This is a genomic window from Chitinophaga agrisoli (genome assembly GCF_008386695.1).
GTDB classification, from domain to species: Bacteria; Bacteroidota; Bacteroidia; order Chitinophagales; family Chitinophagaceae; genus Chitinophaga; species Chitinophaga agrisoli.
On sequence record NZ_VUOC01000001.1, the window covers coordinates 382,080 to 394,139 of the forward strand.

A 12,060-nucleotide genomic window follows, 5' to 3' on the forward strand; every position below is an offset into this window, starting at 1 on the left:
CACATTAACTTTGGGTATATGCGATGGATCCTATTTCCCCTTATTTTGCTGTTACACCTGTGTATTGCCCAGGCCCAGTCCGTGCCAGTAGGCCATTGGCGGGAGCATTTGCCCTATCGTCAGGCCCGGGCCGTAGCCAGCGGTAATGGCAAGGTATATTGCGCCACGGCTTATAATCTCTTCTCCGTAAGCATTGATGATCATGACATTACCCGTTATACCAAACTAAATGGCCTGCATGATGCCGGCATCAGCGCCATAGGGGTGGATGAGGACCGCTACCTGGTAGTGATCGCCTACCGGAACGGCAACCTGGACCTGTTACAGCAGGAGCAGGTGACCAATTTGCCAGACATCCTCCGTAAAAATATACAGGCCGATAAAACCATTAACCGCGTTTTTTTTAATAAGGGAATGGCCTGGTTGTGTACCGGATTTGGGATGGTGCTGGTGAATACCGACAAAAAAGAAATAGCCGACACCTATGTTATAGGCTATGACGGGGCCTACACCCCTATCTATGCTGTGGCTGCCGATGGTAACTATTATTACGCCGCCACCGCTCAGGGGGTGAAAAAAGCGCCGGCCGCCGGCAGTAACCTGGCCAATTATCAAAACTGGACGCCGCAGATGCAGGGCCTGCGTAATGATACCGTGCAGCAGATCCTGTACCTGCAGCAACGCCTGCTTTGCGCGCAGCATGACAGTCTTTACTACTGGGACCAGGACCGCTGGACCCCCTGGTATGCGGATGGCTGGCGGATCAACTCCCTGACGGTAAGCGGTACACAGCTGCTGGTATGTGAGCAGCAGGGCGCCAACGCCCGGGTCATTAGTTTATCTGCCAACGGCGCCATTACCAACACTTTACAGGATGGCCTGTTGCCTGCCCCCGTACAGGCTACCGGACAAGACAATACGATCTGGACGGCCGATGCGCAGAACGGCCTGGTATATTATGATGGCACTGCTTTTAGCAGCCTTACCCCTAATGCCCCCGCGGATGTGGTGGCCGGGAATATGCTTTTTATCAACAACAGCCTCTGGGCTACGGCCGGCGCCGTAACAGAAAATTGGACCGCTACGGGTAACCGCAACGGCTATTTTGTGTTTGAAAAGGAGGAGTGGCATAATTTCAACGGCAGCACGCAGCCTTATCTCAATGCGGTAAAAGACCTGTTACCGCTGGCAGCCGATGCTGCCGGTAACCGCTACATAGGCTCTTTTGGTAATGGCCTGCTGGTACTGGACGCCAATGGGCAGCATACCATCATCCAACGACCCACTTTACCAGGAGCCAACGATGATCCGCAGTCTACCCGTGTAAGCGGCCTGGCCACTGACGCTGCCGGTAACCTATGGCTCAGCGCTTATGGCGCGGACCGGGATGTACTGGTGAAAAAGCCAGACAATAGCTGGATCAGTTTCCGGATCCCGTATGCACACACCTATAATGCTGTAAGCGATATATTGATTGATGATTTTGACCAGCCGTGGATCATATCCCCCCGGGAAAACGGCTTGTTTGTGCTGAACCACGGCGGCACCCTGGAAAATACGGCAGATGATCACTGGATGCTGTACCGTGCCGGCGCGGGCCAGGGCAACCTGCCCGCTAACGACGTACGCTGCCTGGCCAAGGATAAGGATGGCTGGATATGGGTAGGCACCACGCAGGGTATTGCTATCTTTCCCTGTGCGCAGAATGTATTTGGGGCGGGCTGCAGCGCATACCTACCCATTGTAAAGCAGGATAATTTTGCCGGTTACCTGTTCCGCGATGAGCAGGTGAACGCTATTGCGGTAGACGGCGCCAATCAGAAATGGGTAGCCACGGAAAAAAACGGCGTGTGGCTGATCAACGCCACGGGAGAACAGATACTGGCTCATTTTGATACGGATAACAGTCCCCTGCCGGATAATACCGTATATAAGGTGGCTATTGACCCGCTGACGGGCGAAGTATATTTTGCCACCCGCCTGGGGCTGGTATCCTACAGGGGCACTGCCACGGAGGGCGTTACAGACATGAAAAAGGATAGCGTACTGGTATTCCCCAACCCGGTGCCAGCGGGCTATAATGGTATTATTGCCATCAGGGGCCTGGTGGCCAATGCCCGTGTAAAGATCACGGACATCAGCGGGCGGGTGGTATTTGACACCCGCGCCCAGGGCGGCCAGGCGGTATGGAACGGGCGGGATTACACCGGGCGCCGGCCGCAAAGCGGTATATACCTGGTATTTGCCACGGACGATAATGGCGCGGAGAAACTGGTGACAAAACTGGCGTTTATCAACTGATGTCCTAACTTCGTATATCATGTTACATAAAACGCGCGGCATAGTATTAAGGGTTGTGAAGTACGGGGACACCAGCGTAATTGCGGGTATTTTTACGGAGCTGTTTGGCATGCAATCCTATATAGTGAACGGCGTACGCAGCTCCAAACCACAGGCAGCCAAAGGCAACCTGCTGCAGCCAGGCAATATACTGGAGATGGTGGTGTATCATCATGAACAGAAACAGCTGCAGCGCATTGCGGAATTTAAGATGGCGTACATCTACACATCGCTGCATTATAATGTGGTAAAGAATACGGTGGCGCTGTATATTATAGAACTGCTGCAGAAATGCCTGAAACAACCGGAGCAGCAACTGGATCTCTACTATTTTGCAGAAAACACCCTGCAGCTGCTGGATGGCAGCGAGGCCGCCATAGCAGCCAATCTTCCCTTATATTTTACCCTTAAACTGGCGGAGATGCTGGGCTTCCAGCTTAATGGCCGCTATACAGAATACACCCCATACCTGGACCTGCGGGAGGGTACGTTTGTGGACCTGCCCCCGCACCATAGCTATCATCTGGATGATGTGAACAGCGAATTGACAGATATGCTGTTCCAATGCGCGCAACCACCGGCCCTGGGATATATTACCATGAGCAAAGAGCGCCGGCGTAAGCTATTGTATGCCTACCTGGACTTCCTGAAACTGCATCTGCCGGATTTTACGGAGCTGCACTCCCCTACAATATTACATGAGATACTGGATGCATGAGGAACAGCGTTTAGCTCTCAGCTTTTAGTGTTTGCTGGTATTTTTCGAGGGTGAGGTTTGTACCATCGAATACGGCGTAGGTGAAATAATTGAGCCAGTCGCCCAGGTTGATGTAGCGGCTGTTGGGGCCTACCTGGAGATCCAATGGCAGGTGGCGGTGCCCGAAAATGAAGTAGTCGAAATGTTCTTTCTGTAGTATTTCTTTGCTGTAGATGGCCAGCCATTCATTTTCTTCTCCCAGGAACTGTTCTAACTCCATGCCGGTGGCGGCGCGGCTTTTACGGCTGAAATAGTTGGCGAGCGCAATGCCCCAGGAAGGATGCAACAGGGAAAAGAGCCAGCGGCATACGGGATTACGGAAAACCTTTTTCAGGAATTTATAGCCATGATCGCCGGGGCCTAAACCATCGCCGTGGCCTATATAGAAGTTTTTATCGCCTATTGTGTAGGTCTGCGGCTCGAAGAACACGGGGATATTCAGCTCTTCTTCAAAATAGCCGTTCATCCACATATCATGATTGCCTATGAATACGGTAATGCCTATGCCCTGATCAGACAGCTCTGCCAGCTTGCCCAGCAGGCGGGTATATCCCTTGGGGATGACCTCTTTATACTCAAACCAGAAATCGAAGATATCGCCTACGAGGAAGATGTGCTGCGCATCCTGGGCCACCTCATTGAGCCAACGCACGATCACCCTTTCCCGGTCGCGGCTGGCGGCCGCATTGGGAGCGCCCAAATGAAAGTCTGAGGCGAAGTAAATACGTTTACCAGCAGGCAACCCGATCCGTGACACTTTAATTAGTAATTAATAATGAATAGTTAATAATTGTAAATCAGTGGTGCAAGATATGGTTTTCGGGTGGGAAAAGTTAATTCCCCATGCGGGCATCACGGTATTCATCTTCAATGTTGGTCATGTCTATCTTCACGGGATCATCAAAGCCATTGAACAGGAATATTTCCCAGGCGTATTTAGAGCGGTTGAGGTCTATGGGCACTACTTCGCCGGTGGTTTTCACGAACTCCAGTTTAAACTGGCTGGTGTTGAGGATCTTTACCTGCTTGCTGGTCAGGAATTGCCGGGCCTCGTTCATGTACTGCTGGTTGGCGTCTGCAATACCCTGGAAGCTTTTCTCTCCAAAGTCCCGTTTGAGCTGGCCCATTTTACCGCGGCCGGGCGTGTAGAAAACGGCGCAACGGCCGGTTATGCGCATAACGCCGGCTTCTTCGTTACCGGAGGCGCCTGTGTAATTACAGGATAAGGATGTTGTGAGGATGATGGCCAGCGCCATTAATAACCTTGTCATAGTTCGATGATATGCTTAACAGAACAGCGTCCCGATGAATACCAGGACGCTGTTTTTATAATCAGTTAATGTTGTTTTTAGCAACTATTCGTCTACCAGGAACACATATACTTCCTTTGGGCCATGTACGCCAACCACTAACGTCTTTTCGATGTCTGCGGTACGGCTGGGGCCTGAGGCAAAGGAGATGGCAGAAGGCAGCACGCCGTTATAGCGTTCTTTTAGCCGGTTAATAGCGTCCTTGAGGTCAAATACCAGCTGATGCGTATAGGCGATCACCAGGTGCACCGGCGTGTATACGGGCAGGGCCCTCCCGGAAGGCTGTGCAGCGCTAAGCACCATGGTGCCGGTACGCGCTATCAGGTATTCACAATCGGTGATGGCGGCTTCTGCGTTGTGCATATCCCCTTTGTTGAGGAAAGACAGCTGATCCAGCTTAAAGCTTTTCAGCAGGGAGGGCGTCTGGCAGTGAACGTTTGTCCACTCCTTGTGCGCTGCCAATGCCTGCAGATTGTCTACCACTTCCTGTTTACCGGTGCAAAAGATGAACTTCCCCTGCAGGCGGGCAAACTCCTCGGCAAACTTTAACTCCAGCCCTTCGTTCTCCGTTTTGAAAACAGTATTGTTGCCCTCCGAATTAGGGAAGGGCAACTGTACCGGCTGGCTTAATGCATTCCGTACTCGTTTGAGAATATTTTCCTTGGCGGGAGAAATCTTCATTCTACTACCTATTACGCATTAACAGGGGTGGGAGAAGGATTGATGATATCTGTAGGATGTACGCCATCGGTAGTCATACCTTCTTTATTCAGGTGGTGCTCCTTGTGCGTATCATACGGACGTTTACCGATCAGTCTTTCCAGGTCTGCCTGGTATAATACTTCTTTTTTCAGCAGTTCCTGTGCCAGTACCTTCACATTATCCAGCCTTTCTGTAAGCAGGGATTTGGTGCGGAGGTATGCTTTTTCTATCAGGTTGCGTACTTCTTCATCGATCATTTTGGCGGTTTCCTCAGAGTAAGGCTTTGTAAAGGCCTGATCGCTGTTAGGATCGTAGAAGGAAACGTTACCTACCTTATCGTTCATACCGTATACGGTAACCATTGCATACGCCATGCGGGTGATCACCTGCAGGTCGTTCTGTGCGCCGGTGGATACTTTGCCGAATACGATGTCTTCTACCGCACGGCCGCCCAGGGTCATGCAGATATCGTCCATCAGCTGTTCGGTATTGTACAGGTATTGTTCTTTAGGCAGGTATTGCGCATATCCCAGCGCGGCAACGCCACGTGGTACGATGGTCACTTTCACCAGGGGATTGGCGTGCTCCAGGTACCAGCCGCAGATAGCGTGGCCGGCCTCGTGGTAAGCGATCACCTCTTTCTCTTCCGGGGAAATGATCTTGTTCTTTTTCTCCAGACCACCAATTACGCGGTCAACCGCATCGTTGAAGTCTTCCATTTCCACTTCATTCTTGCCTTTACGGGCAGCAATGAGGGCGGCCTCGTTACATACGTTGGCGATGTCTGCGCCGGCAAATCCGGGAGTCATAGCGGCCAGTTTCCTGATATCGAGGTTGGGTGATGTCTTGATAGGTTTCAGGTGCACGTCAAAGATGGCTTCGCGGCCTACCAGGTCTGGTTTATCGATGGAGATCTGGCGGTCGAAACGGCCGGGGCGCAGCAGGGCGCTATCCAGTACATCCGGACGGTTGGTGGCAGCCAGGATGATGATACCGCTATCGGTACCGAAACCATCCATTTCTACCAGCAGCTGATTCAGGGTGTTCTCGCGCTCGTCATTACTCATCATCACGTTTTTACCCCTTGCACGGCCGATAGCGTCTATTTCATCGATGAAGATGATACAGGGCGCTTTTTCGCGGGCTTGTTTAAACAGGTCGCGTACACGGCTGGCGCCTACCCCTACGAACAGCTCCACAAAGTCAGAACCGGACATAGAGAAGAAGGGCACCTGGGCTTCGCCTGCCATGGCTTTTGCCAGCAGGGTCTTACCGGTACCCGGAGGGCCTACCAGGAGTGCGCCCTTGGGTATTTTACCACCCAGGGAGGTATATTTCTTGGGTTGTTTAAGGAAGTCGACTATCTCCATGACCTCCACCTTGGCTTCGTCAAGGCCAGCTACGTCGTTAAAAGTGATATTTACGCGGGTGCCTTTATCGAAGAGGGTGGCTTTGGATTTACCTATGTTGAAGATACCGCCGGGGCCGCCGCTACTACCGGCAGGGCCGCCCATTTTACGCATGAGCAGGATCCACAGGCCAATGATGAGGATAATGGGCAAGAGCAGTTGTATAACCGGTTCAAACCAGCTTTGGCGGTCTACATAGTATACGTTTACCTGGTCTTCCTTCTTTACTGCCTGTTGGGCTTTATCCAGATCTGCCTTAAAACTTTCTTCGCTACCGATACTGAATTGAAAATGCGGGCCTGGGTTGGGGGCTCCGAAACGTCCTTTTGATACTTTCTCGTATTTTGGTTCGTTTAATTTCTCTTTCTTGATGTAAACCTCCACGTATTTCTTGTTCACTACTACCAGCTTGTCCACGTCTCCCGGCTGTAAATTCTCCAGTTGGAACTGCTGGAAGCTGATCTCTTGCGGCTGTGAACGAAAATCAAGGAAGTTCATAGCCAGCAGGGCGATACCAATAAAGGCATACACCCAGTATATATTGAACTTTGGTCCTTTCTTTGGCGATTTGTCCGAACCCTTAATAAAATTGTTGCCTCTTTCCATAATAATCTAGTCGCTCCTTTACGGATGTTTATTGCAATGTATTTCGTATTTTTTTTATCATCAACTATTATTTATTAATAGTTAATGTATGTAACACTGACTATTCGGGTTTTTATCATTCAATGTGTTCAGTTCTTTCAGCATCGCTCCACATTTCTTCCAGGTTATAGAATTTGCGTGTTTCCGGCTGAAAAACGTGCACCACCACATTCACATAGTCTACCAGTATCCATTGCTGCGCGGTAAAGCCTTCGTGCTTATACGGTTGTTCACCTGTAGCCAGTTGCACCTGCTCTTCCACGAAGTCTGCAATGGCCCTTACCTGTGTGTTGGAATTAGCTTCACATATGATAAAGAAATCGGCCACAGCTTCAGGGATATGGCGCAGGTCCAGGGATACTACATTTTCCCCCTTTTTTTCCTGGATGGCCTTTATGATGGTGGTAAAAATCTCACTGTCTCTGCTTAAGCGTGTTTGCGCTTTCTTACGCGTGCTCAGAACGGTTAAGGGTGCCAATAAAAACTTGTTTTTGTTAAAAATAAACTTTAATTATCAAAATTACTAAAGAAGCGGGAAATATAACTGGTATAATGGCCCGCAGTGGCCGTCCAAATGTTAAGAAAACAATAAAATACGTTACTTTCCCGGCCGTTGTTATTTTTATGCCTGTGAACCGGACGGAAACTACCAGTGAGGCCGATCCGGCTGAAAAACATTCAAATTAGGATTTCTCGTGATTGGACAGCCTTTTTACATTTTAGACAAAATAGACAGCACCAATAACTATGCCATGGAGCAGGTAAATACGGGGCTGATAACGCCTGGTACGACCTGGTTTGCCATGGAGCAAACGGCCGGAAAAGGGCAGCGTGGGAAGCAATGGTTCTCGCCTCCGGGAGAGAATATCATGATGACCATAGCGCTGCAACCCAATGGGCTGCCGCTTTCCCGGCAGTTCCTGCTCAGTGTAGCCGTGGCGTTGGGCGCGGCGGATTTCTTTGGCCGTTATGCGGGGGATGAAACCTGTATAAAATGGAGCAATGATATTTACTGGCGTGACAGAAAGGCAGGCGGCATTCTGATCGAAAATGTGCTACGGGGCAGCACATGGCAATATGCCATAACGGGTATAGGGATCAATATTAACCAGACGCAGTTTCCCGAGCATTTGCCCAATCCTGTATCCCTGCGGCAGATCACAGGTAAGAGCTGGGATGCGGTAGAGCTGGCGCAGGAGCTGTGCCGGAGCCTGCAGCCCTGGCTGCAGCAGCTGCATCCGGCGCATTATAATTCGTTGCTGCAGGAGTATAAAAGCCGTCTTTTCCGTCTGGAGCAGCCGGGTTTGTACCGGATGCAGGGGGAGTATTTCCAGGGAACGATACGGGATGTACTGCCTGACGGAAAGCTTTGCCTGGAGCGGGATGGCGAGTTATTACAGCTGGATTTTGGCGAAGTGGAGTTTATTATTGCGAAATAAATTAGCCTTGCATCAGCAGCCTATGTTTTTAACGGATATTCCGCGTGCGCCTGACCGATTGCGGACGGTTCTCCGGCCGGTTGCGGACATATTCGAGGCGCATGGAAGGCTGCATTCTCAGGGTGTCTTACCATTACCGGCAGCTGGCAGCGGTTACCGGCTACCAGGCCCGTAATTCCCGGATCTGCTGGCGTTGCAGCTCGCGCAGGCCGGCCGGGGCCTCTGGTTTTATGTCTTTTAGCAGGTACACGCTTGTGCCGTACTCCCGGGCCAGCGGGTTGGTGACCTGCCCTATCTTTTCAATGGAAGTTGAAAACCTGTGGGCATGTTCGTCCGGCTCCTCATCATCTACCAGGATAATGTACTGCAGGTCTTCCATCCGAGGGAACCAGAAGATATAGTCCGCATTAAACGATAATGCAAAAGGCAGTTTACCATTCCCATAATAGTTAAGCGCGCCCGCCTGCCCATAGTTGCCGCAGATAACCATGGTATGCGCCCTGGCCGGTTCCGGGATCAGCTCATATGCCTTTACGGAGAGATTGGCCATCTCCCGCCAGCCCAACATGTCTGCAAAATCCTGGGGCAGTGCATGATCTTTCCCATCTTCCCAATGCAGCAGGCCGAACGCCTGGAACTTCTTCGCTTTTTGCTGGATCACCTGCGGGGTTAATACCGGAAAAAGCACGTTGAACACATAAGCAAAGGGTAATATCACCAATAACAGCCATGCTACCCGCATATATTTTAACCAGCTTGCGCTGAACAGCCGTTCCCAGCATACCGCGCCAAAGGCCAGCAATACCGGGTATAAACCCAGCGCGTAATAGCTTTTAGCCCGCAGGTACAGGAACAGCGTGATCACAAACACGTACGTAAGCCCCAGGAAGAGGTAGGGCCGGAAAGGCCGGTACAGGAATAGCGCTACCAGGCCGGCCACAAATACAAAGGCGCCTGAAATGAAGAACAGGAACTGGTCTTTCATGAAATCGAAGCGGTTCACATTCACCAGCTGGTATTTGGTGAGCTCTGCCATATGGTGCATAACGGGCATTCCATTGGCGATCTGCCACCAGATATTAGGCAGCGCCAGCAGCAGGGCGATGCCGATGCCTGTGTACAGGTATTTGTTAAAAAAAACCTTGCGCTGGGGCGAGAGCAGTACCGCAGGCATGAGGCCCGCCACCAGGAAGAGGATATTGTATTTATTCAGGAAGCCGAGGCCGATAGCTACTCCCAGCCATAGCAGGTTACGCCGGTGGCCGTTATGGATGTAACGAATGAGCAGGTAAAATACCCAGGTCCAGCTGAGCACGTCAAAGGAGTTGGGCTGGTACAGCATATTGAGGCGCAGCATAGCGGAGCAGAGGTATACCGTGCCTGCCAGCAGCTGTGCGTATATACCCCCTTCTAATTCTTCTATCATGCGCCAAACCAATACCATGGTGCCGGCGCCAAACAGGGCCGGAAAGAATTTTACCCAAAAGAAGCCACCGCCCAGCCATTTGATCAGGAGGGAAATGAATGCCGTAAAAGGCGGAACAGACAGATACCCTGCGGAGAGATGGCTGGCGAGATCGAGGTGCAGGTATTCATCCCGGTGGAGATCATATACGGGATTGATGATGCAATAGTGCAGGACCATCTTCACAAGGATGAGCGCAGCCAAGAGATAATATGTGGTTTTACGGTGCGTGATTACTTTCATGGTGCGGTGTTGTTCTTATGCATATACATGCATATAAAGGGTAATATAGTTATTCAGCGGCAGATCCGTATAGGCGGCATAAAAAACGTCCCGGGGGAGTAAACCCGGGACGTTCATTGCAGTTAAAGCTTTAACCTTGTTTAAAACAAGATTTTGGTTGATAAAGGATAATTCAATTTGTGAATTCTTTGTTAAATAATCAAAAATATAATTGCAACTGTATGTCAAATTGAGGGATACATTCCTCCGGAAGCCGCTATCCAAAATCATAGCGGCGGTATTGAATAAAAAAATAAGCGGCTGTTTTTAAGGATGCGTAACTTTGCAATCTTCACTATAAGTACCCCCTTTACCTTATTCAATGACCAGATAAAATCAATTTTTATGCAATACAGGACGTTAGGAAAAACAGGAGAAAAAATACCGGCTATCGGGCTGGGATGTATGGGTATGTCACATGCTTATGGCAGCGCCGGTGACCGCAACGATCAGGAATCGCTGGCTACATTGGAGTATGCGCTGGAACTGGGTATTAATTTCTGGGATACTGCGGATATGTACGGCAAAGGCGCTAATGAAGAGCTCCTGGCCAGAATACTGGCAAAAAAGCGGCAACAGGTGTTTGTGGCCACTAAGTTTGGTTTCCGTTATAATGCGGATGGCAGCACGTATATAGACGCCTCGCCGGCTTATATCAAACAAGCCTGTGACGCCAGCCTTCAGCGTTTAGGGACGGATGTGATAGACCTATACTATGCGCATCGTATAGACCCTAATATACCGGTAGAAGATACTATTGGCGCTATGGCGGATCTGGTAAAAGCGGGCAAGGTACGTTACCTGGGCCTGTCTGAGCCGTCTGTTGCCTCTATCCGTAAGGCGTATGCCATCCATCCTATTGCCGCTTTGCAGAATGAGTACTCCCTGTTTACGCGTGATGTAGAGCGGGAAACGCTGGCGGTAACACGGGAACTGGGTATTTCGCTGATCGCTTATAGCCCGCTGGGAAGAGGTATGAGTGCGGCGACCGCTGTTGATCTGTCGCAACTGCCGGAAGGGGATTTCCGCCGTACGCTGCCGCGTTTTCAGCAGCAGGAGCTGGAGCAGAATACCTTGCTGGTAAAGAAGCTGGAAAGCCTTGCGCACGATAAACACTGCACTACGGCGCAGCTATCGCTGGCGTGGCTGCTGTCTGAGGGAGAAGATATCATTCCTATCCCCGGTACTAAACGCCGTAAATACCTGCAGGAAAATGCCGGAGCGGCGGACATTAACTTAACCACTGCTGAGCGGCAGGAGATCCGGGATATACTAAAATCTACCGCGGTAGCCGGTGACCGGTATGCCGATGGTATGATGCGGCTGGTGAACAAATAGTTATTTCACGTTATACTTCCAGTCCTGCAGCCATTTTATCACTTTGTCCCGGTAATCGCCCTGGATGATGATAAGACCGTCTTTCACGCTACCGCCCGTGCCGCATTTTGTTTTAAGCTCCTTACCCAGCTGTTCCAGGTCTGCAGGCATTCCCACAAAACCTTCTACCAGGGTTACCATTTTACCGGCCCGCTGTTTGGTATCCAGCTTTACTTTAAGGCGTTGCTGGGCCGGTGGCAGGGTAGCTTCTTCCGCAGGCTGTTCCTGCTCAAAGGAAAAATCAGGATTCGTGGAGTATACGATCCCGCCGGGATTATGTTTCTTCTTTGACATGACGATTCAATAATTACGCGTAAAATTACTGCATTACGGT

General features: G+C 50.6%; 11 protein-coding genes. 4 read left to right on the top strand and 7 right to left on the bottom strand.

What is annotated here, in order from left to right:
- The first annotated feature begins 18 nt into the window (after nucleotides 1-18).
- Both porZ and recO read left to right on the top strand, forming a co-directional pair.
- The gene (porZ, locus tag F0L74_RS01530) at nucleotides 19-2,301 is read left to right on the top strand and encodes a type IX secretion system anionic LPS delivery protein PorZ (protein ID WP_149836079.1); all 2,283 of its coding nucleotides are present in this window, start codon (nucleotides 19-21) and stop codon (nucleotides 2,299-2,301) included.
- A 19-nt stretch (nucleotides 2,302-2,320) separates the two neighbouring features.
- Nucleotides 2,321-3,058 carry a DNA repair protein RecO gene (recO, locus tag F0L74_RS01535; protein WP_149836080.1) on the top strand — a complete coding sequence of 246 codons (738 nt, stop codon included), beginning with the start codon at nucleotides 2,321-2,323 and terminating at the stop codon, nucleotides 3,056-3,058.
- A 10-nt stretch (nucleotides 3,059-3,068) separates the two neighbouring features.
- Here the strand turns inward: recO and F0L74_RS01540 are convergent, their stop codons facing one another.
- The 5 genes from F0L74_RS01540 to rsfS all read right to left on the bottom strand — a co-directional run bounded on the left by F0L74_RS01540 (nucleotide 3,069) and on the right by rsfS (nucleotide 7,641).
- A complete protein-coding gene (locus tag F0L74_RS01540) occupies nucleotides 3,069-3,854 on the bottom strand; it encodes a UDP-2,3-diacylglucosamine diphosphatase (protein ID WP_246197599.1) in 786 nt (261 codons plus the stop codon).
- A gap of 76 nt (nucleotides 3,855-3,930) precedes the next feature.
- The gene (locus F0L74_RS01545; RefSeq protein ID WP_149836081.1) at nucleotides 3,931-4,368 is read right to left on the bottom strand and encodes a hypothetical protein; all 438 of its coding nucleotides are present in this window, start codon (nucleotides 4,366-4,368) and stop codon (nucleotides 3,931-3,933) included.
- A gap of 84 nt (nucleotides 4,369-4,452) precedes the next feature.
- Entirely contained in the window at nucleotides 4,453-5,088 is a 636-nt protein-coding gene (locus tag F0L74_RS01550) for a LutC/YkgG family protein (RefSeq protein WP_149836082.1), read from the bottom strand.
- An 11-nt stretch (nucleotides 5,089-5,099) separates the two neighbouring features.
- Nucleotides 5,100-7,124, bottom strand: coding sequence for an ATP-dependent zinc metalloprotease FtsH (ftsH, locus tag F0L74_RS01555; RefSeq protein ID WP_149836083.1), 2,025 nt, complete (start codon nucleotides 7,122-7,124; stop codon nucleotides 5,100-5,102).
- 115 nt (nucleotides 7,125-7,239) lie between these two features.
- A complete protein-coding gene (rsfS, locus tag F0L74_RS01560; protein WP_149836084.1) occupies nucleotides 7,240-7,641 on the bottom strand; it encodes a ribosome silencing factor in 402 nt (133 codons plus the stop codon).
- Between the two features lie 217 nt (nucleotides 7,642-7,858).
- Between rsfS and F0L74_RS01565 the strand changes: the two genes are divergently transcribed.
- Nucleotides 7,859-8,602 (top strand): biotin--[acetyl-CoA-carboxylase] ligase, encoded by a 744-nt coding sequence (locus tag F0L74_RS01565; protein WP_149836085.1) that lies wholly within the window; start codon nucleotides 7,859-7,861, stop codon nucleotides 8,600-8,602.
- Between the two features lie 160 nt (nucleotides 8,603-8,762).
- On the opposite strand, the gene F0L74_RS01570 is transcribed toward F0L74_RS01565, so the two are convergent.
- The gene (locus F0L74_RS01570; protein ID WP_149836086.1) at nucleotides 8,763-10,310 is read right to left on the bottom strand and encodes an ArnT family glycosyltransferase; all 1,548 of its coding nucleotides are present in this window, start codon (nucleotides 10,308-10,310) and stop codon (nucleotides 8,763-8,765) included.
- 384 nt (nucleotides 10,311-10,694) lie between these two features.
- Between F0L74_RS01570 and F0L74_RS01575 the strand changes: the two genes are divergently transcribed.
- Nucleotides 10,695-11,687: an aldo/keto reductase gene (locus tag F0L74_RS01575; RefSeq protein ID WP_149836087.1), complete on the top strand. Its 993-nt coding sequence runs from the start codon at nucleotides 10,695-10,697 to the stop codon at nucleotides 11,685-11,687.
- On the opposite strand, the gene F0L74_RS01580 is transcribed toward F0L74_RS01575, so the two are convergent.
- Nucleotides 11,688-12,020, bottom strand: coding sequence for a translation initiation factor (locus tag F0L74_RS01580; RefSeq protein WP_149836088.1), 333 nt, complete (start codon nucleotides 12,018-12,020; stop codon nucleotides 11,688-11,690). It lies immediately after the preceding gene.
- Nucleotides 12,021-12,060 lie beyond the last annotated feature (40 nt).